Origin of the sequence: Pectobacterium peruviense, from assembly GCF_003312355.2 — a bacterium.
GTDB lineage: Bacteria > Pseudomonadota > Gammaproteobacteria > Enterobacterales > Enterobacteriaceae > Pectobacterium > Pectobacterium peruviense.
The window spans coordinates 3945441-3969592 of sequence record NZ_CP161826.1; the positions used below are offsets into that span (position 1 = coordinate 3945441).

21 protein-coding genes and 1 riboswitch are annotated in these 24152 nt (G+C 52.3%); of the genes, 13 read left to right on the forward strand and 8 right to left on the reverse strand.

Going from position 1 to position 24152, the window contains the following annotated elements:
• Positions 1–76: 76 nt before the first annotated feature.
• Positions 77–1192 carry a bifunctional DNA-binding transcriptional regulator/O6-methylguanine-DNA methyltransferase Ada gene (ada, locus tag DUT67_RS17800; RefSeq protein WP_113627248.1) on the reverse strand — a complete coding sequence of 372 codons (1116 nt, stop codon included), beginning with the start codon at positions 1190–1192 and terminating at the stop codon, positions 77–79.
• A 223-nt stretch (positions 1193–1415) separates the two neighbouring features.
• On the opposite strand from ada, the gene DUT67_RS17805 reads away from it, so the two are divergent.
• Positions 1416–2078, forward strand: coding sequence for a DNA-3-methyladenine glycosylase (locus DUT67_RS17805; RefSeq protein ID WP_113627247.1), 663 nt, complete (start codon positions 1416–1418; stop codon positions 2076–2078).
• Positions 2079–2087: 9 nt separating this feature from the next.
• Here the strand turns inward: DUT67_RS17805 and DUT67_RS17810 are convergent, their stop codons facing one another.
• Entirely contained in the window at positions 2088–2558 is a 471-nt protein-coding gene (locus DUT67_RS17810; protein ID WP_048258905.1) for a multidrug/biocide efflux PACE transporter, read from the reverse strand.
• Positions 2559–2699: 141 nt separating this feature from the next.
• Here DUT67_RS17810 and DUT67_RS17815 point away from each other — a divergent pair, with 141 nt between their 5' ends.
• Both DUT67_RS17815 and fumA read left to right on the forward strand, forming a co-directional pair.
• A complete protein-coding gene (locus DUT67_RS17815) occupies positions 2700–3578 on the forward strand; it encodes a LysR family transcriptional regulator (RefSeq protein ID WP_113627246.1) in 879 nt (292 codons plus the stop codon).
• Between the two features lie 484 nt (positions 3579–4062).
• The gene (fumA, locus tag DUT67_RS17820) at positions 4063–5706 is read left to right on the forward strand and encodes a class I fumarate hydratase FumA (protein WP_113627245.1); all 1644 of its coding nucleotides are present in this window, start codon (positions 4063–4065) and stop codon (positions 5704–5706) included.
• 57 nt (positions 5707–5763) lie between these two features.
• Here fumA and norR read toward each other — a convergent pair whose 3' ends face one another.
• On the reverse strand, positions 5764–7302 hold the full coding sequence (norR, locus tag DUT67_RS17825) for a nitric oxide reductase transcriptional regulator NorR (RefSeq protein ID WP_113632728.1): 1539 nt from the start codon (positions 7300–7302) through the stop codon (positions 5764–5766).
• 167 nt (positions 7303–7469) lie between these two features.
• Here norR and norV point away from each other — a divergent pair, with 167 nt between their 5' ends.
• The 3 genes from norV to tehB all read left to right on the forward strand — a co-directional run bounded on the left by norV (position 7470) and on the right by tehB (position 11111).
• Entirely contained in the window at positions 7470–8996 is a 1527-nt protein-coding gene (gene norV, locus DUT67_RS17830; RefSeq protein ID WP_113627243.1) for an anaerobic nitric oxide reductase flavorubredoxin, read from the forward strand.
• Between the two features lie 7 nt (positions 8997–9003).
• Positions 9004–10143: an NADH:flavorubredoxin reductase NorW gene (norW, locus tag DUT67_RS17835; RefSeq protein WP_223250531.1), complete on the forward strand. Its 1140-nt coding sequence runs from the start codon at positions 9004–9006 to the stop codon at positions 10141–10143.
• A 107-nt stretch (positions 10144–10250) separates the two neighbouring features.
• Entirely contained in the window at positions 10251–11111 is an 861-nt protein-coding gene (tehB, locus tag DUT67_RS17840) for an SAM-dependent methyltransferase TehB (RefSeq protein ID WP_113632727.1), read from the forward strand.
• 113 nt (positions 11112–11224) lie between these two features.
• Here tehB and ribB read toward each other — a convergent pair whose 3' ends face one another.
• Positions 11225–11878, reverse strand: coding sequence for a 3,4-dihydroxy-2-butanone-4-phosphate synthase (gene ribB, locus DUT67_RS17845; protein ID WP_048258897.1), 654 nt, complete (start codon positions 11876–11878; stop codon positions 11225–11227).
• Positions 11879–12005: 127 nt separating this feature from the next.
• Positions 12006–12222: riboswitch (FMN riboswitch) on the reverse strand.
• A gap of 186 nt (positions 12223–12408) precedes the next feature.
• Between ribB and DUT67_RS17850 the strand changes: the two genes are divergently transcribed.
• Positions 12409–12702 carry an accessory factor UbiK family protein gene (locus DUT67_RS17850; RefSeq protein ID WP_048258896.1) on the forward strand — a complete coding sequence of 98 codons (294 nt, stop codon included), beginning with the start codon at positions 12409–12411 and terminating at the stop codon, positions 12700–12702.
• Between the two features lie 70 nt (positions 12703–12772).
• Here the strand turns inward: DUT67_RS17850 and yjeH are convergent, their stop codons facing one another.
• Positions 12773–14026, reverse strand: coding sequence for an L-methionine/branched-chain amino acid transporter (gene yjeH / locus DUT67_RS17855; RefSeq protein WP_048258895.1), 1254 nt, complete (start codon positions 14024–14026; stop codon positions 12773–12775).
• A gap of 131 nt (positions 14027–14157) precedes the next feature.
• Positions 14158–15156 (reverse strand): cell division protein ZipA, encoded by a 999-nt coding sequence (zipA, locus tag DUT67_RS17860; RefSeq protein WP_189339537.1) that lies wholly within the window; start codon positions 15154–15156, stop codon positions 14158–14160.
• A gap of 203 nt (positions 15157–15359) precedes the next feature.
• On the opposite strand from zipA, the gene cysZ reads away from it, so the two are divergent.
• The 5 genes from cysZ (at position 15360) to crr (ending at position 20464) form a co-directional block, all read left to right on the forward strand.
• Positions 15360–16190, forward strand: coding sequence for a sulfate transporter CysZ (cysZ, locus tag DUT67_RS17865; protein WP_048258894.1), 831 nt, complete (start codon positions 15360–15362; stop codon positions 16188–16190).
• A gap of 161 nt (positions 16191–16351) precedes the next feature.
• A complete protein-coding gene (gene cysK / locus DUT67_RS17870; RefSeq protein ID WP_048258893.1) occupies positions 16352–17320 on the forward strand; it encodes a cysteine synthase A in 969 nt (322 codons plus the stop codon).
• Between the two features lie 454 nt (positions 17321–17774).
• Complete coding sequence (ptsH, locus tag DUT67_RS17875; RefSeq protein WP_002441228.1) at positions 17775–18032, forward strand: phosphocarrier protein Hpr; 258 nt, start codon at positions 17775–17777, stop codon at positions 18030–18032.
• 45 nt (positions 18033–18077) lie between these two features.
• Entirely contained in the window at positions 18078–19805 is a 1728-nt protein-coding gene (ptsI, locus tag DUT67_RS17880; RefSeq protein WP_048258892.1) for a phosphoenolpyruvate-protein phosphotransferase PtsI, read from the forward strand.
• A 149-nt stretch (positions 19806–19954) separates the two neighbouring features.
• Entirely contained in the window at positions 19955–20464 is a 510-nt protein-coding gene (crr, locus tag DUT67_RS17885) for a PTS glucose transporter subunit IIA (protein WP_011092494.1), read from the forward strand.
• A gap of 66 nt (positions 20465–20530) precedes the next feature.
• On the opposite strand, the gene DUT67_RS17890 is transcribed toward crr, so the two are convergent.
• Together DUT67_RS17890 and DUT67_RS17895 are read right to left on the reverse strand one after the other, a co-directional pair.
• Positions 20531–21898, reverse strand: a complete 1368-nt coding sequence (locus tag DUT67_RS17890; protein ID WP_048258891.1) for an ATP-binding protein — start codon at positions 21896–21898, stop codon at positions 20531–20533.
• Positions 21898–22578 (reverse strand): response regulator transcription factor, encoded by a 681-nt coding sequence (locus tag DUT67_RS17895; protein ID WP_048258890.1) that lies wholly within the window; start codon positions 22576–22578, stop codon positions 21898–21900. The genes DUT67_RS17890 and DUT67_RS17895 overlap by 1 nt, the downstream gene beginning before the upstream one ends.
• A gap of 377 nt (positions 22579–22955) precedes the next feature.
• On the opposite strand from DUT67_RS17895, the gene DUT67_RS17900 reads away from it, so the two are divergent.
• Positions 22956–24152 carry an efflux RND transporter periplasmic adaptor subunit gene (locus tag DUT67_RS17900; RefSeq protein WP_113632726.1) on the forward strand — a complete coding sequence of 399 codons (1197 nt, stop codon included), beginning with the start codon at positions 22956–22958 and terminating at the stop codon, positions 24150–24152.

A 24152-nucleotide genomic window follows, 5' to 3' on the forward strand; every position in this document is an offset into this window, starting at 1 on the left:
GTACGAGTTGCAGACGCTTAGCTTGCTCTGTCAGCCTTACCGTACGGTGGCGCTTCATCGGCAAATAAACCACGATTCACGGCAGCGAGTCCTCTGAATGATGTGCGGCTTGTTCTTTCTCCACTTGCTCTTTCTCCAATAGGGCACGTTTACGCTCAACGCCCCAGCGATAGCCTGACAGCGCGCCATCATGCCGAACCACGCGATGACAAGGAATCGCGACCGCCAGCCGGTTTGCCGCACAGGCACCCGCAACAGCGCGCACGGCAGCGGGCGAGCCAATTCGATCAGCAACCTCACGATAGCTTAACGTTTCTCCTGCCGGAATGGCTCGCAGTGCCTGCCAGACACGCTGCTGAAATACTGTGCCGCGAATATCGAGCGGCAGCTTCAGGCCGATGGATGGATCGTCGACAAACCCGACGACCTGCGCCATCCGTCGTTCAAACGCAGCATCACCGCCGACCAAATGCGCGTTAGCAAACATCTCCTGAAGCGTATTGAGCAAAGGTTCAGGATCGTCTCCCAGCAGGATCGCGCAGATCCCTTTTTCGCTTTCCGCCACCAGCACGTCGCCAAGTGAGCAGCAGCCAATCGCAAAGTGGATCGTCATCCCCTTTCCCTTGTTCTGAAACGCCGTCGGTGTCATTCCTAAATGCGTACCGGCTTCGGCATAAAAACGCCCACTGGCGTCATAGCCCGCCGCGACAATCGCCGTGGTCACCTCATCATTATCGGCCAATTGTTCACGTAACTGCAGGTGACGATGGGCGTTGGCATACTGTTTTGGCGTCAGACCCGTTGTGGTTTTGAACATGCGATGAAAATGGAAAGCGCTTATCCCTACGGCTTGAGCCAGCATCGCCAGCGTCGGCGGACGATCCGACTGCTCTATCATCCGGCAGGCACGGGCAATCTGCTGTGTCTGCTGTTCCTGTCGCGACAGCGTCCCCTGACGACACCGTTTACACGGGCGGAAACCCGCGGCCTGAGCTTCATTAGCCATCGCGAAGAACACCACATTTTCACGCTGGGGCTGGCGTGATGCACAGGATGGAGAACAGTAAATCCCCGTCGTCTTCACCGCATAGATAAAGTAGCCGTCAGCCGCCTTATTACGCGTAACCACTGCCTGCCAGCGCGAGTCAGCATCCTGAAATGGCGTATCATTAAGCATCGTGTCGTTACGCATTGGTGCACCTCATTCTCATTCAGTATGGCTGACAGTCTTACTATTACTGAAAGTCACGTCATGCGCTAACGCTAAACCGAAGCCCCCCTACGCACACGTTCAACTCTTGCTTTTTCATTCGGGTTTTCTTTTTCATACGAATAGCCCTTCCCAGATGGCGCGCCGCACGGCAATCACCTATGCTCGTTTCCTGCCCTTTGCGTTCTCACAACGGAAGCCGTTTATGCCATCCCACTCGCCGTCAGATTTAATGCAGCACGCCAAAACACATCTCAGTGCAATTAATCCACGCTGGGCAAGCGTGATCGAGCAAGTCGGCGACTGTCGCCATCAGACCGCGCCACACCGAGAACCCTATGAGGCGTTGATGCGTGCCGTTGCCTATCAGCAACTGACGACGCGTGCCGGGGATGCGATGGTCGCAAAGCTCCTGAGAGTGCATGACGATGTCTTTCCCAGCCCGGAACAGATGCTGGCCTGCCCCACCGACACACTGCGGCAGTGCGGCTTTTCTGCCCGCAAATCGGATACGCTACATGGCATTGCACAGGGTGCACTCAGCGGGCTGGTGCCGAGCCTCGAACGGGCCGCAAATATGGACGATGATACGCTTATCCAGCAGCTCACCTCGCTCAAGGGAATCGGGCGCTGGACGGTAGAAATGTTTTTGATTTATTCGCTGGAACGCACCGACATCATGCCGCTCGACGATTTGGGCATTCGTCAGGGATTGCGCTACGTCTATGATTTACCGGATATGCCGAAACCGCGCGATTTGCAGGCACTGAGCCTGCAATGTCAGCCTTATCGCACGGTGGCATCATGGTATTTATGGCGATCGCTTGAGCTACCGGCGTATCAGAGTTTCAAACTGACACACCGGTAAAGGAAGGAACTAGCGCAGGCGGGAGTTCGCCGACACGTGTTGGACATGATTGCGACGATTCACAATGCGCTCACGTAATGTGTCGTAAGCCCAGTTATACACCACGGTATACGGCAGGAAGAACAGGAAGAAGCCGATCTCCACCATCAGCGCCTGCCACAGCGTAACGTTCAGCATCCACGCCGCCAGCGGCAGACCAATCAGGATAAAACCGCCTTCAAACCCCAACGCATGCGCGACACGGATCGGCAGCCGACGCTTCACGCGATCCGCAGGCCATAAGCGATCAAATATCGAGTTGTAGATCATATTCCAGATCATCGCGACGCTGGACAACATAATCGCCAACGCGCCCATATCGAAAAGGGATTTATTCAGCAGCCAGGCACCCGCTGGCGCACAGATCATCAACGCAATCAGCTCAAAGCCTACGGCATGGCACAGGCGTTCACGTAAGGTTTTGCTGCTCTTGTTCTGCATAGCATATTCACTTTTATTTATTGCACGTTACTGGTCAGTTTTTTGCCATGACCATGGATGGCATCGTATTACGGCCTTATTTTCATCGCATAAGATGGTAGAGTACAGTTAGATTCCATCGATAAAAACGATAGGTGCATTATGCGTTATTCACCAGAATCTTTGCTGGCTTTTATCACCACCGTTGATGCAGGTTCCTTTTCCGCTGCCGCCCGGCGCTTGCATAAAAGCCAGTCCACCATCAGCGCCGCCATTGCCAATCTGGAAGCCGATCTGGGGCTGACGCTGTTTGATCGTAGCGGCCACCAACCGGTACTGACGCTGGCAGGCAGAAAAGTGCTTTCTCACGTACAGGCTATCTTATCCGCCAGCGAGCAGTTGGATGAGCTGGCGATCCGTCTGGCCGACCATATCGAGCCCCACCTGACGTTCGTGCTATCCGACATCTGGCAAGCCACCCATTACGAACCCGTGATTCAGCGTTTCGCACACAACTTTCCCGATATTGAATTTGAATGTCTGGTTGCGGAAGGCGACGATGTCATCGACCTGCTGCAAATGGACCGCGCGCATGTCGGGCTATTGCGCGCTCAGACAGATTATCCACCCGATATTGCCGCTGCGCGTTTGCAGGTTAAGACTGAAATGGCCGTCTTCGTATCGGCAGCCCACCCGCTCGCGACTGAAGAAACCGTAACACGTAGCCAGTTGGCGACCGTCCGCCAACTCTATCTCAATACCTATAAACGTAGCGACCGACTGCAACCGGAAGGGATCGTCTGGTCTGCGCCGTCCTACCTTATGCTGTTGGAAATGGCACAGCAGGGGCATGGTTGGAGCATCCTGCCGCGCTGGCTGGTGGCGCAATACGACCGACAAAAACTGGTGGAACTGCCTGTGTCAGGCTGGCCGCAGTGGATTGACGTCGATGTCGTCTGGTCTAAACCTCATCCGCCCGGCCCTGCTGGGCTGTGGATGATCGACAATCTCCTTGCTCAACAAGAGAATACGCCGTCATAACGCAGGCAAAATCACAGCGGGCATCCTACGGGTCGCAGCGCGATGGCTTTTGTGATGCGCTCGTTTTCCATGAAGAGATAAAAAGCCGACAACGGTTCCTTTATATCGCCAATGGATAACATTAAAGATTAAATGGTTATTATTTTTAATTTCACCGTTTACTTTACTTAATTAAGGCAATTAAAAGAGGAATATTTCCACGCTAATCCGTGTGCATTTTCCTGTGTCACCTGCACACGAAAAACCTGTGCTGCGCGCGGCTTCTCTCGTCTGTCACAGGAAAAAATAATGCACATCATCATTATTATTGTGATGTACCAAAGTAGTACTTCCCGACAAAAAACCATACTATTATAGGGATTACTACTTTTGTATTCGAGACATCCCTGTGGTGCTGCGGTAATACGCCTTACCTTAATAATAAGACGTTGAATCCTATAAAGGTCGGAATTTACTAATTAATGCAATTGCAAGTGAGAAAAAAATGTCGAATAAACCCTTCTATTACCAAGATCCTTTTCCACTGAGTAAAGATGACACCGAATATCGCCTGCTGAGCAGCGATTTTGTCTCTGTCGCGCAATTTGAAGGCCAGGATATCCTGAAAGTCGAGCCAGCAGCGTTGACCCTTCTGGCACAGCAAGCCTTCCACGATGCTTCTTTCATGCTCCGCCCCGCTCATCAGCAGCAAGTTGCCGATATTCTCCACGACCCAGAAGCCAGCGAAAACGATAAATACGTTGCCCTGCAATTCCTGCGCAACTCAGAAATTTCCGCCAAGGGCATTCTGCCGACCTGTCAGGATACCGGTACCGCGATTATCGTCGGTAAAAAAGGCCAGAACGTCTGGACTGGCAGTAACGATGCCGAAGCACTGTCGCAGGGCGTGTACAACACGTTCATTGAAGACAACCTGCGCTACTCGCAGAACGCCGCGCTGGATATGTACCAAGAGGTCAACACTGGCACCAACCTGCCTGCACAGATTGATCTCTACAGCACCGAGGGCGAAGATTATAAATTCCTGTTCGTCACCAAAGGCGGCGGTTCAGCCAATAAAACCTATCTGTATCAGGAAACCAAAGCGCTGCTGACGCCGGGTAAGCTGAAAAGCTTCCTGATCGAGAAAATGCGTTCACTGGGCACCGCGGCCTGTCCGCCGTACCACATCGCGTTTGTGATTGGCGGCACCTCGGCAGAAACCACGCTGAAAACCGTTAAGCTGGCCTCGACCAAGTACTATGATGCACTGCCAACCGAAGGCAACGAGCACGGTCAGGCATTCCGCGATGTCGCACTGGAACAGGAAATTCTGGAAGCGGCACGCGATCTGGGTCTGGGCGCACAGTTCGGTGGTAAATATTTTGCGCACGACGTGCGGATTATCCGCTTGCCGCGCCACGGTGCATCTTGTCCGGTCGGGATGGGTGTGTCCTGTTCCGCTGACCGCAACATCAAAGGCAAGATCAACCGCAAGGGCGTCTGGCTGGAGCAGCTAGAGCAGAATCCGGGTAAATATATCCCTGAGCACCTGCGTGAAACGGGCGAAGGAGATGCGGTTAAAATCGATCTGAACCGCCCAATGACAGAGATCCTGAAGACGCTGTCGCAGTATCCGGTATCCACCCGTCTTTCCCTAACGGGCACCATCATCGTGGGTCGTGATATTGCTCACGCCAAGCTGAAAGAGCGTCTGGATAACGGTGAAGGCCTGCCGCAGTACATCAAAGATCACCCGATCTACTACGCAGGCCCAGCAAAAACACCGGAAGGCTACCCGTCAGGTTCATTAGGCCCAACCACCGCTGGCCGCATGGATTCCTACGTCGATTTGCTGCAAGCCAACGGCGGCAGCATGATCATGCTAGCAAAAGGCAACCGCAGCCAGCAGGTGACCGACGCATGTCATAAACACGGGGGCTTCTACCTCGGCAGCATCGGTGGCCCGGCAGCGATTCTGGCGCAGAACAGCATCAAGAGCCTGACCTGCGTCGAGTACCCTGAACTGGGTATGGAAGCTATCTGGAAAATCGAAGTCGAAGATTTCCCGGCCTTTATTCTGGTTGATGATAAAGGCAACGATTTCTTCCAGGTGATTCAGAGCGCCAAGTGCGTGAAATGCGGTTAAAGAAGCTTTTGCGTGATTAGAGGTTAGCCGCTAACGCTCCGACTATCGGGGCGTTTTTTATTTGATACCCAGTCGCTTCGCCAGACGGTGTAGGTTGCCGCTGTCCATTTCTAATTCTCTCGCACAGGATGACCAGTTTCCCTCATGACGCGCCAGCGTTTGTTGGATAATCCGACGCTGGTAGTCATCCGTTGCCTCTCGAAGGCCGCCGCTGATGAAATAGGCAGGCGCGGTTTCAATAGCATTCGACGATCCTGATCTGGAATGAACAGGTTGAGAGGGAAGTTCGAGATTGAAATGCTCAGGGCCTAAAAGTACTTCGCCCGATTCTTGTCCGGCACGCGCCAGCACAGTGGCGCGGTAAATGGCGTGCTCCAGCTCGCGTACGTTCCCCGGCCAGTCGTACTGTTCCAGCAATGCGCCCGCTTCCGCGGTTAACGCCAGACGTGCCAGCCCAAGCTGTGCACGACTGCGTTCACAGAAGAAACCGGCCAACAGCGCCACATCCTGACTGCGCTCACGCAGCGGCGGTACAGACAGTGGGAACACGCTCAAGCGGTGGAATAAATCAGCACGAAACGCGCCATCCAGCACCGCCTGCCGTAGGTCGCGGTTGGTCGCAGCCAGCACGCGCACGTTTACTTTCAGGCTACTGTCATCCCCCACGCGCTGTAGGTCGCCATACTGCAACACGCGCAGCAGCTTCGCCTGTAGCGTCAGCGACAGCTCGCCGATCTCATCCAGAAACAGCGTACCGTTGTCCGCCATTTCAAACTTGCCGGTTCGATGATGAATCGCCCCAGTAAACGCCCCTTTCACATGACCAAATAATTCGCTCTCTGCTACCGATTCCGGCAGCGCGGCGCAGTTCAGATACACCAGAGGATAATTTGCACGACTGGAACCATGATGAATCGCACGCGCTACCAGTTCTTTCCCAACGCCAGTCTCCCCCATGATCAGCACGTTCAGATCGGAACCCGCGACGATATCGACCTCTTTCTTCAACCGCTGCATCGGTTCTGATAATCCAACCATTTCTTCCACGTTTTCCGCTGCCGGACTTTCGGCACGCACCGGCGCGGGCAGTTGCCGCTCAAGACGTTCCATCAGCAGCGCATTACTCAGCGCCGCCGCCGCCATCGCCCCCACCAGCCGCAGTTCCTCATCGCTAAAATGGTCGAACTGGCACGGATCCATGCCGTCTACGGTCAGCGCTCCGATCAGGTTTTGATTGGCAAACAGCGGCAGGCCAACGCAGGCGTGCACCTTAAGATCCTCCTGACTGGGGATCAGGCCGTCATACGGATCGGGAAGCTGACTGTCCGCCGGAAAACGCACGACATCCCCAGCACGGGCAATTGCCTCCAGACGGGGGTGGTCGGACAGGCGAAAACGTCGCCCCAGCACGTCCGGTGCCAGGCCATCTATCGCCAGCGGGCGGAATAGCTGATTTTCGTAACGCAGCAACGCCGACGCATCACAGCGCAGCAGTTGGCGCAGGCTGTTGATCAAGCGCTGAAAACGATCCTGATTCGATAGTCCCATTTGCAGCTCGATAGCGATACGGGCAAGGGCGTTAATAGAAAGCGTCATGGTGTGTCCTAATGACAATACCTGTGTCATTAAGACAATAGATAAAGTGTGTCACTTTGACAATTAACATTTATCAAAACCTTATGAATCAATACATTAAAAACTGGCATACTTCCTGCAATCCTTACAGCATATTTTCTCGCATATGCTTATTGAGGTTTCAGAATATGACGATTCACGTAAAGAACAACATCCACTGGGTTGGACAACGCGACTGGGAAGTCCGTGATTTTCACGGCACGGAATACAAAACGCTGCAAGGCAGTAGCTACAACAGCTATCTGATCCGCGAAGAGAAAACCGTACTGATCGATACCGTCGATCACAAATTCAGCCGTGAGTTTGTGCAGAACCTGATGGCGGAAGTGGATCTGAACACGATTGACTACATCGTGATCAACCATGCCGAAGAGGATCACGCTGGCGCGCTGAGCGAGCTGATGGCGCGTATTCCCAACACGCCGATTTACTGCACCTATAATGCGATCGATTCCATTACCGGCCATCACCATCATCCTGAGTGGAATTTCCACACGGTCAAAACTGGCGACTCGCTGGATATCGGCAACGGCAAGCAGTTGATCTTTATCGAAACCCCGATGCTGCATTGGCCGGACAGTATGATGACCTACATGACCGAGGATGCCGTGCTGTTCAGTAACGATGCGTTCGGTCAGCACTACTGTGATGAGCATCTGTTTAATGACGAAGTGGATCAAACTGAGCTGTTCGAGCAGTGTCAGCGCTATTTTGCCAATATTCTGACGCCATTCAGCCGTCTGGTAACTGCCAAGATCCACGAAGTGCTCGGCTTTAACCTGCCGCTGTCGATGGTCGCTACCTCCCACGGTGTAGTGTGGCGCGACGATCCAGCCCAGATCATCCATCTGTATCTGAAGTGGGCGGACAGCTATCAGGAAGATCGCATCACACTGTTTTACGACACCATGTCCAATAACACCCGCATGATGGCCGACGCGATTGCGCAAGGCATCAACGATGTCGATCCCGGTGTCGCGGTGAAAATCTATAACGTCGCCCGCCACGACAAGAACGAAATCCTGACGCAGGTCTTCCGCTCGAAAGGCGTGTTAGTCGGTTCATCCACCATGAATAACGTAATGATGCCGAAAGTCGCCGCCATGCTGGAAGAGATCACTGGCCTGCGCTTCCAAAACAAGAAAGCCTCGGCATTTGGTAGCTATGGCTGGAACGGTGGTGCGGTAGACCGCGTTCAAACCCGCCTAATGGACGCCGGTTTTGAAACCACGCTGGCGCTGAAAACCAAGTGGCGTCCTGACGGTTCGGCGCTGGAAATTTGCCGCGAGCACGGCCGCGAAATTGCTCGCCAGTGGGCGCTGCATCCACTGGATGATACGCCTGCCCGTCGCGTCATTTCCCCCACAAAACAGGCTGCCGTACCGCAAGCCGCAACCGCACCACAAAGTGTGAACGCCCCTGCCGAAAGCGCCTGTGGATGCAATGAAGTCGCGGCACCACAGACAACCGCACAGCCGATGGTACAGTCAGAAAGCGGCTGTATGCAGTGCAGCGTCTGCCAGTGGATCTACGATCCGGCACTTGGCGAACCGATGCAGGATGTCACACCAGGCACCATGTGGTCGGACGTGCCAGACATCTTCCTCTGTCCGGAATGTGGGCTGGGTAAAGACGTTTTCAATCCGATTCGCTAAGGAGAGGGTGATGAAAGATATCGTGATTATTGGCGCAGGCTTTGCTGCCCGCCAGCTTATCCGGCAGCTACGTAAGCTAGATGCCCACTGCTCTATCCGCTTGATCACCGCCGACAGCGGCGATGAGTACAACAAGCCGGATTTAAGCCATGTGATGAGCCTGCAACAACACGCCGACGATCTAACCAAGATGCAGGCAACCGCGTTTGCTGAAGAAAACCGCATTGCGCTACTGGCAAACACCCGCGTTACCGCCATTGACCGCAACGCGCAACAGGTTGTCTGTGGCACGAAGCGTTACGATTACCACAAGCTGGTGTTCGCGACCGGGGCTAGCGCAATCGTGCCACCGATTCCAGGGCGCGAACATATGCTGACGCTCAACAGTCAGCAAGAATACCGCACTCACGAAGCCCGACTCTGGCAGGCCGAACGCGTGCTGGTGCTCGGTGCCGGACTCATCGGCACTGAACTGGCAATGGATCTGAGCCGCGCCGGAAAACACGTCACACTGGTTGATTGCGCCAGCAGCATTCTGCCTGCGTTGATGCCACCCGAAGTCAGCGCACGTCTACAATTCACGCTGACGCAGCAAGGCATTTCGCTGTTGCTGAACACGACTGTGCAGCAACTGGAGAAAACCGAAACAGGCGTGCAGGCTATGTTTACCGATGGGCGCACGGTGGAGGTGGACGAAATCATCTCCGCCGTCGGTTTGCAGGCCAACACGCAGCTGGCAACAGCGGCAGGTTTGGCGGTGCAGAAAGGCATCCAGACTAATGCGCAGTTACAGACCATCGATCCGCAGATTTATGCGTTAGGCGACTGCGCGGAAATTGGCGGTAAACTTTTACCGTTCCTGCAACCCATTCAACTCAGCGCGATTACGCTGGCGAAAAACCTGCTGGGTGCCAATGAGGCGTTAACCCTGCCGCCGATGCTGGTTAAAATCAAGACGCCGCAGTTTCCCTTACAGATGGCAGGCGATACCACCAGCAGCGATTTGCACTGGCAACAGGAATGGAACGAACAGGGTATGGTGGCCAAAGCGCTGGATAGTCAGCAAAGGCTGCGTGCCTTTGTGGTCGGCGGTGAGCGGATGAAAGAGGCATTTCCGCTACTTCGACAGCTTTCTGCCACCGTCTGAGACGGCAAAAAATAAATAATGCATTTAAAATACATATTTCTGGTCAGCCTGCGTGCGGATTAATAGAATACGGCTATAGATTGTTGAATTTACGGACCGAGGTAACGATGCAAGATCTCATTTGTTATAAGAAGATGCCGCAGTGGAACAGCCAGACGCTGCCTGCCGCGTTTCAGGAAAAGCACAACACGCAGGAAGGCACTTGGGCAAAACTGACCGTATTGAAAGGGGAAATGACCTTTTCCATGCTGACCGAAGATGGCGATACGCTGGAGACGTTCCACTTCTCTGAGCAGAATCAGCCGCCGTTTGTGGAGCCACAGGCGTGGCACCGCATCGTCTCGTTCTCTGACGATCTGGAATGTCAGCTTAGCTTTTTCTGTTCGGCGGAAGATTTCTACCATAAAAAATACGGCCTGACGCGAACCCATTCCGAAGTGATCAACGCAGTACAGCACATCAAACCGGGTAAAACGCTGGATTTAGGCTGCGGTGGCGGACGTAACTCGCTGTATCTGAACCTGCGCGGGTTTGACGTGACCGCCTGTGATAAACACGAGCAAAGCATTGATTCGCTGAATAACATCATCCAGAGCGAAGCGCTGGAAAACATTCGAGCGGGCGTTTACAACATCAATCAGGCTGAAATCAAAGAGCAGTACGACTTCATCCTGTCGACCGTCGTATTGATGTTCCTGGAACGCGACCGTATTCCGCACATCATCAGCAATATGCAAAACAGCACCGTTGACGGTGGCTATAACCTGATTATCGCAGCAATGTCGACGGAAGACTGTCCGTGCCCGATGCCCTTCTCGTTTACCTTTAAAGAAGACGAGTTGAAGAACTATTACACCGATTGGGAAATCCTTAAATACAACGAGGACATGGGCGAACTACACAAGACAGATGCGCAGGGTAATCGCATCAAGCTGCGTTTCGCTACGCTGTTGGCAAGAAAAATCTAATCGCATCAGCCGTTAAAAAGCCTAATTCATTAAGAAATAGGTCGTTAACAACCTGAACCATAAAATAGAAAAGGGCCGATTAATCGGCCCTTTTGGTTCTCTATCTGCGTGAATCAGCTCGCTTTGCGCTCTGCCGCTATGCGGTAAGCAACGAGATCTTCAATCGTCAGCACCGGCATATCGTGCTGCTTGGCAAACGTGATCACTTCCGGCGCGTGCGCCATTGAGCCGTCATCGTTCGTTAGCTCACACAGGACGCCAGACTGCTTCAAGCCCGCCAGCGTCATCAGATCTACCGTCGCTTCGGTGTGACCACCGCGCGTTAGTACACCACCCGGCTGAGCACGCAACGGGAATACATGACCAGGGCGATTCAGATCGCTCGGTCTAGCGTTATCCGCAATCGCAGCACGAATGGTGGTCAAACGATCCGCAGCGGAAACACCTGTCGTCACGCCTTCAGCGGCTTCGATCGTCACAGTGAACGCCGTTTGGTAATGGCTGGAGTTCTTCTCCACCATCATCGGCAATTCCAGCTGCTGCCGACGCTCTTCCGTCAGGCACAGGCACACAATGCCACTGCCGTGACGAATCGTCAGCGCCATTTGTTCAACGGTCATATTTTCAGCGGAAAAGATCATGTCACCTTCGTTTTCACGATCTTCATCATCCAGTACCAACACGCCGCGGCCATGACGCAATGCATCAAGTGCGCGTTCTACGCGTTCAGTAGGATTGCCAAATTCAGAAAGTAATGTCTGATTCATGGTAAAAAACCTCAATGTTATTATGGGTTACCAGAATCAGGGCGAGCTTGAGGAGTAACCACTACTACTGGTTGCATAGCAATGGCTAACAAAAATAACGCGAGCGAGCATAAAGCTCGACAGATACCGTTACTCTCTCCCATCCGGACTTTAACCGTCGGCCCCGGAATTACACCGGGTCTGCTGACCTCACGTTGTGAAATCGATAATAAAATCGGAAAACCAATCAATATCGAAAAACATAGCGTGAGCGCTCGCGGGCTTCCAGTACACAGAACCTTATTCGTTCATATGTTCACTGGTTTACCGCCGGTGGGGAATTACACCCCGCCCTGAGAATAAGCGGGTTTACTATAACGCTAATACCTCGAGAGGGCAATTGATCCACGGCAGGAAATAGGGCAAAACGTATGCTGGATTACAGTAAAATTATGCTGAATATGTGCAAAGCAGATGTCGGATTTCGTTTATAGGCATTACACTTGCTTTTGCTATAGTCATTACTTACATAACCTAATCAGGAAAGCGACATGATTGACCCAAAGAAGATTGAGCAAATCGCCCGTCAAGTGCATGAATCCATGCCAAAAGGTATCCGGGAATTGGGTGATGATGTGGAGAAAAAGATTCGTCAGGTCTTGCAAGCACAGTTGACCCGACTGGATTTGGTGAACCGTGAAGAGTTCGATATTCAGACGCAAGTTCTGCTGCGCACGCGCGAGAAGGTTGCGCGCCTGGAACAACGCATGACCGACCTGGAAGCAAAATTGTCTGCGGAAGAAAAGCCAGCCGTAGTGCAGGAAGTCGCGCCGGAAAACGACTAATCATCATCGCGATACAACGCCCTGCTCAGGGCGTTGCTCGATTATCACCACAACAGCGACGATCGCCCGCTCAGTGGGAAATCAGTTCAACCGACTTGCGCGGCAGAAACAGCCATAACACGGCCAGCATAATTAACGCGTACAGCGATTTCCAGCCGATCATCAGCAACAGCGCACAACAAATCATGCCTCCTATTGCCGCCATCACTCTGGCGCGGCCTTTCAGCAAACGCCACCCTGCCAGCATACACAGCAGATAGATCAGCACAAAGATGCCATTCGCGTACACAATCAGCATATCCAACGGCAGCCTGAGCCAATAAATTAACAGGCAGCACACCAGACAACAGGCAACAACAATCGACAGCGCATTCACCGGCGCCTGCCCTGCGGACAGCTTCGCCAGCGCACTGCCTTTCGGTGCCTGCGACCAGACTAAACGGGCGAATCCCTGCGTGTAGATATTCACGCTGGCAAAACAGGCCAGATACCCAACAAAGCAGGCAATCCACAAGGCGTGCTGACCAAACAACTGCACGACGATCCCTGGCAGTGACGCCGTTGCGGCAATCCCCTCCCCGTAAGCCTTAAAATGCAATACCGCTACCGTGCATCCCCAATAAACCGCGCCAGCAACCAGCATGCCGATGAGTAAAGCCCGTGGAAAATCTCGCTCCGGCACCCGAAATTCCGTCGCCATGTGAGCGAACGCTTCAAGACCAACGAAGCACCAGAACATCACAGCCAGCGCGCCGAAGGTGTTAGGCCATGACAGTTCACTCACCGACGGCCAAGGAATGTGCGCAGGCGCAATATCACCCTGCCACCAGATCGCGGCAACCAGCCCTACAACTAACATCGCGATGACGATCTGAATGTTAGCGCTGGACCCTGCACTGCGCAGGCCAAGCAGCCAGATACCACCTAACGTCAACAGTTGTACGCAGAGCAGCCCCAGATCGCTCCAGCCAAATGCCGCCTGCCAGAACCCCGCAGCAATCTGCAAAGCCGCAGGCAGGCCAAGAGGAATAACGGAAAGGAATAGCCAGCCGGTCACACGCGCCATGCGCGGCCCAAAGGCTAAATGAACAAAGTGTGCGGCACCGCCCGCATGAGGAAAACGTTGCCCCAGCGCAGCAAAGCCAATGGCGATAGGAAAAACAAACAGGATCAATATCGGCCATGCCCACAGACTGTCTTGCTGTGCCAATTGCGCGACCAGCGCAGGAACCGCAAACACCCCGGTCCCCAATAGCGAAGTAGAAAGCAGCCCAACGCCTTGAATCAGGCCAAGCTCTTGTTTTAATCCTTTTGCTTCACTCACAACGTTTCACCTTTTCCTGCTTTTCTACATCAATGTCGGATCAAAGAATCACGGTCGGATCGAAGGATAAAAAAAAGCCTCCACTGACGGAGGCTTCTCTCTCACCTACTGCTTTCACATACATTATGCTATCAAGTGTTGGCCTTCAGCACATCGCGAATGCGAGCTTTGTAGGATTCAACCTTTTGCGGCGTCATCATACGACGCTCATCGTCCTGCACTACACCGCCAACATCGTCAGCGATACGCTGCGCAGACTGTAGCATCAGTTTAAAATTTTGGCTGGCGTCACCATAAGACGGCACCATCATGAAAATGGACACGCCGGGCGTCGAGAATTCAGACATTGTGTCCACATTAAACGAACCAGGTTTAACCATATTCGCCAAGCTGAACAACACCGGCCCTGCGCCAGCGGGGTTCACATGGCGATGGAAAATATTCATTTCACCAAACTGGAAACCGGCCTGAAGCAGGCTTTGTAACAGCAGTTCACCACCGATGACACCGCCTTGATGTGCCACCACGTGCAGCACCAAAACGGCTTCTTTTGCCGCAGCAGGTTCAGCAGGTTGCTGAGGTGCAGGCTGTACTTTCTCATGTAGCGAATGCGCGACAGGCTGTTGTGGCGCAGATGGCGGAGCATCATATGCAAACGGTTCACGCGGGGCGTCAGGAATAGGGTTTTCTCTAGGGTCGACAGCAAGCGGATTGGCATCGCCACGCACCTGAGAACGCGGAGAATCTACTGGCGTCGCTTCGTCCAGTAACGGATCGTAAGAAGAGACGGGAGACAGATGTTCAAACGGCGATTTCGCCTCTGAACGAGCCTCTTCGCGCGCGTTGTAGTTATCAAACGAAGTGTTATCAAATGAGGAATGATCAACCGAAGCACTGCCAAATGAAGGTTCGCTCTGCTGCGGACGAGCACCTTTCACGCGAACTTCGCCAACGCCTTCATCCAGATCGTCAAGCGGCGTTTCATCGCGCGCTTTCTTTGCACGTTTAACCGGGCGGTCACGAAAAAGGGACGAACGCTCTTTACGGCTGGTCCACAAGCCGTGAAGTAAAAGCGCTATTATAGCGATAGCGCCAACAACGATTAATATCAGACGCAAGTCCTGCATCATTGCTATCCCAATTTTTCCGACAATACATTGCCAACATGACAAATACTTATACTACTAACTCTATTTGCCTGAGTACACAAGTGCAAGCCTGCACGGTACTTTATGACAATAAAGATAGGCATAACGCACTTTTTTGCTGTTTTTTCATCCAAATGCAGGCTAGCCAGCATAAGATCATCCCGATATGATGCCTTAACAAACAAATGACTGAGTATATCGGCACCATGTTTCCAGAAAAACCATCGTCTTCCGAAAAACCGTCTTACAACAACACGCCAGACCAAACTCGCAGCGGCGTACACTATTTTCTTGCCGGATGGCGCTTGATCTCACTGCCGGGCATCCGGCGTTTCGTTATTCTTCCTTTGCTCATGAACATCGTGCTGATGGGCGGCGCTTTTTGGTGGCTTTTCACTCAGCTGAATGCCTGGATTCCTCAGATCATGAGTCATATTCCAAGCTGGCTTCAATGGCTCAGCTACCTCATTTGGCCACTCGCCGTACTCTCCATCTTGCTAGTATTCAGCTACCTATTCAGTACTATCGCCAATTTTATTGCCGCACCGTTTAACGGCTTGCTGGCGGAGCAGTTAGAAGCAAAATTAACCGGCCAAACGCTGCCAGACAGCGGCATATTGGGTATCGCCAAAGACGTCCCTCGCATCATGAAGCGTGAGGTCCAAAAGCTGGCGTACTACCTGCCGCGCGCCATTGTGCTATTGCTTCTCTATTTCATTCCCGGCATCGGGCAAACTGTTGCTCCGGTTCTGTGGTTCCTATTCAGCGCGTGGATGTTGGCAATTCAGTACTGCGATTATCCTTTTGATAACCACAAAGTGGGCTTTGCCACGATGCGGCAGGCATTACGCCGCCACAAGGTCGCCAATATGCAGTTTGGCGCATTGGTCAGCCTGTTTACGCTGGTACCTTTTTTGAATCTGGTCATCATGCCCGTCGCAGTCTGTGGCGCAACGCAGCTGTGGGTGGATCGTTATCGGAATCTATCCGCAACGCTGCCGAAAAAAGCGCCATAAGAAACAATGTGCACTGGCTCACAGCGGCCAGTGCTTTCTATTGTAATGAAAAGATATTTCTTAAGAACATAACGATATAGCAATTCTTTACTTCACTGAAAAGTGTGAACGGGTATTCTCTCTACGTTCGCAAAAATTTCATACAGTTATAAGGACAGGCTATGAGCAAGATCTACGAAGACAATTCTTTCACAATCGGCCATACGCCGCTGGTTCGCCTGAACCGTATCGGCAACGGACGCATTCTGGCTAAAGTAGAATCCCGCAACCCCAGCTTCAGCGTAAAATGCCGTATCGGTTCCAACCTGATTTGGGATGCAGAAAAGCGCGGCGTTCTCAAACCGGGTATCGAACTGGTTGAACCTACCAGCGGAAACACAGGGATTGCCCTGGCCTACGTCGCGGCGGCTCGCGGTTACAAACTCACGCTCACCATGCCTGAAACCATGAGTATCGAGCGTCGTAAGCTGCTGAAAGCGTTGGGTGCTAACCTGGTGCTGACCGAAGGCGCAAAAGGCATGAAAGGAGCTATCGCCAAAGCAGAAGAGATTGTCGCTAGCGATCCGAGCCGTTATCTGCTGTTGCAGCAGTTCAGCAACCCAGCTAACCCAGAGATCCACGAAAAAACCACTGGCCCTGAAATCTGGGAAGATACCGACGGTCAGGTTGATGTCTTTATCTCTGGTGTCGGTACAGGCGGTACGCTGACTGGCGTGAGCCGCTATATCAAGAACACCAAAGGCAAAGCCATCATCAGCGTGGCGGTTGAACCTACTGATTCACCAGTAATCACCCAAGCGCTAGCAGGCCAAGAATTAAAACCAGGCCCACACAAGATTCAGGGCATCGGCGCAGGTTTCATTCCCGGTAACCTGGATCTGGAACTGATTGACCGCGTAGAAAAAGTAACGAATGAAGAAGCGATCAGCACCGCACGCCGTTTGATGGAAGAAGAAGGCATTCTGGCTGGTATTTCTTCCGGTGCAGCCGTTGCCGCAGCGCTGAATTTGCTCAAAGAGAAAGAGTTCGACGGTAAAACTATCGTCGTAATTTTGCCTTCTTCCGGCGAACGTTACCTCAGCACCGCACTCTTTGCCGACCTGTTCACCGAGCAGGAACTGCAACAATAGTCCACTAGGTCATCCTCGGACAATAAGTAACCAATGTGTTAAAAAAGCACCTATTTAGGTGCTTTTTTGTGGCACACTTCAAACTTTCCACCACATACAGATTGCTTTTCTGCATCAGGTTTAGTATTTAACCGAACAATTATTTTGATGCGTGAAATTAATATCCGACAAAGACCACGCCCCATCACATTGTTTTGTCCTGCGTACGACGGTTTGTTTCCTGCGCACGATAGCCCACATCGCCGTTTTGCGACTGAGGTTAAGATAATGGGTGGCGGAATCTGCGGTGTTTGATGGTATTTTATTCAGGAAATACGTTTGACGGTTTTCTTGTCGCATCGTGGCCTGCCCCTGTAACATAAATCAGGAGCTAACCAAACAGGCTAAAGTTCAGTGAATCAGCTAAACTTTAGTTCCACAACATTAATCTAATCCATAAGTTGGGGAAAAAAGCATGTTCCAGCAAGAAGTGACTATCACCGCACCGAATGGCCTGCACACTCGTCCCGCTGCTCAGTTCGTCAAAGAAGCTAAAGGCTTCACATCAGACATCACCGTGACGTCCAACGGCAAGAGCGCTAGCGCCAAGAGCCTGTTCAAATTACAAACACTCGGCTTAACACAAGGAACTGTGGTTACTATCGCTGCGGAAGGCGAAGACGAACAAAAAGCGGTTGAACACCTGGTCAAGCTGATGGCTGAGCTCGAGTAACCGACGAGTTTTTTAGTGAACACCAGAATCGAGTAAGGTAGGGTTATGATTTCAGGCATATTAGTATCACCGGGTATTGCTTTTGGTAAGGCACTGTTACTGAAAGAAGATGAAATTCTCATCAACCGGAAAAAAATCTCTGCGGATCAGGTAGAGCAGGAAATTGAACGTTTTCTGACTGGCCGTTCCAAAGCATCCGCACAGTTGGAAGCTATCAAGAAGAAAGCGGGCGAAACGCTGGGCGCAGAGAAAGAAGCCATCTTTGAAGGGCACATCATGCTGCTTGAAGATGAAGAGTTCGAGCAGGAAATCATAGCCCTGATTAAAGATGAACATGCTTCCGCCGACGCTGCTGCGTTTTCCGTTATTGAAAATCAGGCCAAAGCACTGGAAGAGCTTGATGATGAATATCTGAAAGAACGCGCTGCGGACATGCGTGATATTGGGAAGCGTTTGCTACGCAACATTCTCAATATGACCATCGTCGATCTGGGCGATATTCAGGATGAAGTCATTCTGGTCGCAACGGACCTGACACCGTCAGAAACCGCGCAGTTGAATCTGGACAAAGTGCTGGGCTTCATTACCGATATCGGTGGCCGCACGTCCCACACCTCCATTATGGCCCGTTCTCTGGAACTGCCTGCGATCGTCGGCACGACCGATGTGACCCGTCAGGTCAAAAACGGCGACTATCTGATTCTGGATGCGGTAAACAACAAGATTTACCAGAATCCGACTGCGGATAAAATTGAAGAATTAAAAGCTGTTCAGCAGCAATACCACGCTGAAAAGTATGAGCTGGCCAAGCTCAAAGATCTGCCAGCCATCACGCTGGACGGTCATCAGGTTGAAGTCTGTGCCAACATCGGTACCGTGCGTGATGTCGCAGGTGCAGAACGTAACGGCGCAGAAGGTGTCGGCCTGTATCGTACCGAATTCCTGTTCATGGATCGTGACTCACTGCCAACCGAAGAAGAGCAGTTCCAAGCGTATAAGGCCGTTGCCGAAGCCGTTGGCGCTCAGGCCGTTATCGTCCGTACCATGGATATCGGCGGCGACAAAGACCTGCCTTACATGAACCTGCCGAAGGAAGAGAACCCGTTCCTTGGCTGGCGTGCCATCCGTATCTGTCTGGATCGTAAAGAAATCCTGCACGCACAGCTGCGTGCTATTCTGCGCGCGTCCAAATTTGGCAAACTGCGTATCATGTTCCCGATGATCATCTCCGTGGAAGAAGTACGTGAGCTGAAAGCCGAACTGGAGATGCTAAAAGCGCAGCTGAGAGAAGAAGGTAAAGCCTTCGACGAAAGCATTGAAGTCGGCGTTATGGTTGAAACACCTGCCGCCGCTGCTATCGCGCCACATTTAGCCAAAGAAGTCGACTTCTTTAGTATTGGGACAAATGACTTAACCCAGTATACTCTGGCAGTTGATCGCGGTAATGAGCTGATTTCTCATCTCTATAATCCGATGTCCCCAGCCGTTCTGACGCTGATTAAGCAAGTCATCGACGCATCTCACGCCGAAGGCAAATGGACAGGGATGTGCGGTGAGCTCGCCGGTGACGAACGTGCTACACTACTGTTATTGGGAATGGGTCTGGACGAATTCAGCATGAGTGCGATCTCTATCCCGAGCATCAAGAAAATCATCCGTAATGCGAATTACGAAGATGCGAAGGCGCTGGCGGAGCAAGCATTAGCTCAACCGACAGCACAAGAGTTAAGCAATCTGGTGAGCCGCTTCATTAAAGAAAAAACGCTCTGCTGATTCTGCTTTACCTAATAGGTTTCAAGGTGGCAATCAGCACCCCCGACAAGCGATACCATCGCAGTCGGGGTAGCGAAGAAAGCTAATGCCACACCGACTTGAAAGATTAGGGTATACGCTGGCCCAATATTAATACTTAGGAGAGAATCATGGGTTTGTTCGATAAATTGAAATCTCTGGTTTCTGACGATAAAAAAGACACTGGCAGCATCGAAATCATTGCCCCGCTGTCTGGTGAAATCGTCAATATTGAAGATGTTCCTGATGTCGTGTTTGCAGAGAAAATCGTCGGCGACGGCATTGCCATCAAACCAACTGGCAACAAGATGGTCGCACCGGTAGACGGCACCATCGGTAAAATCTTTGAAACCAACCATGCGTTTTCCATCGAGTCTGACAGCGGCATTGAGCTGTTTGTGCACTTTGGTATCGATACCGTTGAACTGAAAGGCGAAGGCTTCAAGCGTATCGCTGAAGAAGGCCAACGCGTGAAGAAAGGCGATGTCGTTATCGAGTTTGACCTGGCTCTGCTAGAAGAAAAAGCGAAGTCTACCCTGACACCAGTGGTTATTTCCAACATGGATGAAATCAAGGAATTGACCAAACTGAGTGGTACGGTTGTTGTCGGTGAAACGCCGGTTATCCGTATCAAAAAGTAAGCCGCCACTCTACGGATGGTTTACTACGTTTGCACGAAACGGCACCAGGATGGTGCCGTTTTCGTTTCAGGCTTTCCAGCGCGGCACACACAGCCGAATCACTAACCCGCACTGCTCACCATTATCCGCCTCAATATGTCCACCGTGCGCCAGCACCACTTTACGGGCAATCGCCAGCCCTAATCCATAGCCTTTGCCGGACAGCGGCGAATCAACCCGAATGAAAGGGTCGAAGATACTGGAGAGCTTACTTTTCTCCACGCCAGGCCCCTGATCGGCAACCTGAATCGTCCACTCCTGCTCATTGCCAATTAACGACACCGCAACCTGCTGTGCGGGTGCAGAAAAACGTAACGCATTGCGCATCACATTATCGACAGCCCTACGCATCAGCTCCGCATTGCCTTTAATCGTGTAATCGTCGTCTTCATCCGCGGCGAGCAGGATTTCAACGCCCGTGACCTGCGCTTCATAGCGTGTATCGTTTACCACGGCTGTCACCAACCCCAGTAGATCGAAATAGGCTTCCTCAATGCCGGAATTCTCCGTGCGCGATAGCGTCAGCAGTTCGCCGATCATCTTATCCATCAATAAAGCTTCACGCTCGATGCGCTGCAAGGAATTCTCTAGATTGTCCCGGTTCTGCCTCACCAGCCCGATGGCAAGCTGCAAACGCGCCAGTGGGGAACGTAACTCATGCGAAACATCATGAAGCAGCTGTTCACGCGCGCTAGCCAAGCTGTCCAGCCGTTCGACCATGGAATCAAAATCGCGCGCTACATCGCTAATTTCATCGTGACGTTTACGCATCACCGGCAGCAGGCGCACATTCAGATCGCCCTGCGCAACCTGATCAAAACCGGCGCGGATCTGGTTCAACGGACGTGCCAAACTCCATGCCAGCACCGAGCTGAACAGCAGTCCACCAAACCCCGCAATGACTACAAACGGCGCAGGCACATTGAGGAACTCGACGGGACGAGGAGGACGAAATTCGCTGCGTAGCAATTCAGCGTCATAGCGTATCTGATACCACTTTCCTGCTGGGCCGCTGACCTGTTTGATAACGTAGGTGGCACGCTGCACGCCACGTTTTTCCGGTGCAAAAGCCTCGTCGAGCAAAGCGTTTTGCGGGGAGGAAACTAATTCCTGTTCCGACAGCGGCAGAGGCGATTCCGTGATGGAAATGTATTGCTGCTCTTTCTCCGGTAGCAGCGACATCACATCGTTCAGCTCCCCCAAACCGCCATGTTGCAACGCCGCGGCCACTATCTCGGTTTGCATCGTCGCAATGCGTGAAACCACAATTTCTTCCAACGGCTTATGACGATCTCCACTCAAGGAAAAAGCCAACCACAGCAGTTGAGACATGACGAGAAACGTCAGCCAAAATCCCAGTAATATCTTCCAGAAAAGTCTTCCACGAATCATCATCAGCGAATCCGGTATCCTACGCTGCGCACGGTTTCAATCGTCATCGTGTTGCCTGCCAAGGCTCCAAGCTTCTGACGAATATTGCTGATGTGCACGTCCACACTGCGGTCATAGGCCTCGCGGCGACGCCCCAGACATTTTTCGGACAGCTCATCTTTTGACACAACCCGCTCAGGGGAACGGAGCAGCAGCTCCAACAAATTAAACTCAGACGCCGTCAGATCAAACGGCTTCCCACGCCATTCGCTGATGCGCGTTGCGGGGTTCAATACCAGATCGCCACTGGCAGCCACACTTTCGTCTCGTTTTGTACTCGGCTGATCGTCATAGCGACGTAGCACCGCACGCAGCCTTGCCACCAGTTCACGCGGGTAACAAGGTTTAGGCATGTAGTCATCCGCCCCCATTTCCAAACCGATGACCCTGTCGATGTTGTCACCTCTCGCCGTCAGCATAATAACGGGCAGTTGCTGGGTTTTTCGGATCTGGCGCAGCACATCAATCCCGCTCATATCCGGCAACATGACATCCAGGATCATCGCGGTATAATCACCCGATATCGCGCCATCGACGCCTTCTTTTCCTGTTAGCACGCGAGATGTGGAAAACCCTTCCGCGTTCAGATACTCACAGAGCATATCGCCCAGCTCTACGTCGTCATCGACCAATAAAATATTCATATCCAGTCCTCATTAATCGGATATACCCTAAACAATTCGAGCTATGAGAGGGAAAACGCACAGGTAGCTTGAAGTATGACGAGTATAGATAATGTATTCTCAGGCCTGACGTGAATATTCGCAGCCAGATTTACTTAATCCTTACCATTTCTTTCAGCAAAGATTACCGATACCTTTACGGACTCAGGGTAAATTACTCACCTGCGCTATTTACTCCCGTTGATACCCTAAATAATTCGAGTTTCAGGCAGGCGGCAAGCGAGGGAATCCCGATGAGCTTACTCAGGTAAGTGATTCGGGTGACTAAGCGCAGCCAACGCACATGCAACTTGAAGTATGACGGATACAGATGCATTCATTAAGGACGACTCCCCCTGATGCAACCACGATTTTTTACACGCCGCCGTACAACGATCGCCATTGGTCTTATCGTCACAGCCGTGCTTATTCATTTATTTTTCAACAAGCCATCGCCAGCACCCAATGCGCTCACTGCCGCCGCAGAGATTGCGGATCTCGAACAGACGGTACTCGCCGACGGGGAAATTGAGGCACAGAAGCAGGTCAGCGTCGGTGCACAAGCCTCAGGACAAATCAAAGCGCTGCACGTCGAACTCGGCGATAAAGTGAAAAAAGGGCAATTGATCGCCGAGATTGATGACCTCACCCAGCAGGACACATTGAAGAATGGCGAAGCTGCGCTAAAAAACGTTCAGGCTCAGCGAGCCGCCAAACTGGCGGAATTGCGTAATAACGAATTAAGCTGGCAGCGTCAGCAAATGCTGGTGAAGCGCGGCGTGGGCGTACAGGCCGATTACGATAGTGCGAAGGCGACACTCGACGCGACCAGAGCCAATATCGACGCACTAGATGCCCAAATCGTTCAGGCACAGATCACCGTCAACACTGCCAAGGTTAATCTGGGATATACGCAGATTCGCTCACCGATGGATGGCACCGTCGTCGCGATTCCGGTTGAAGCAGGCCAAACGGTGAATGCGATCCAGACGACGCCGACCATCGCCAAGGTCGCCAATTTGGACACCATGACCATCAAGGTAAAAATCTCAGAAGCCGACGTCGTCAAGGTAAAAACCGGTATGCCCGTCTGGTTCAGCATTCTGGGCGAGCCGAATAAACGCTACGAAGCCACGCTGAGTTCGATCGAGCCCGCGCCCGACTCCATCAACACGGATACCACCACGACGTCATCCAGCACAAGCAGCTCCAGTTCATCATCCAGTACCGCAATCTATTACAACGGCCAGTTCGATGTGAAAAATCCCGACGGCGTATTGCGTATTTCAATGACGGCGCAGGTCTATATTCTGCTGTCCTCGGTGAAAAATGCCATCGTCGTCCCCGCGACCGCACTCACTTTACGCAATGGCATGTGGTACGTGCAGGTCGTGAACGCGAATAAGAAGATTGAGTCTCGTCTGGTGACGCTTGGCCTCAACGATAACGTGCGTACCCAGATCCGCTCGGGGCTCAGCGTCGGTGAGCAGGTGGTTGTCACCCAGTCATCCGGCGATGCAGCCTCCACGCATCCCAGCCCGCCGATGGGGATGTAA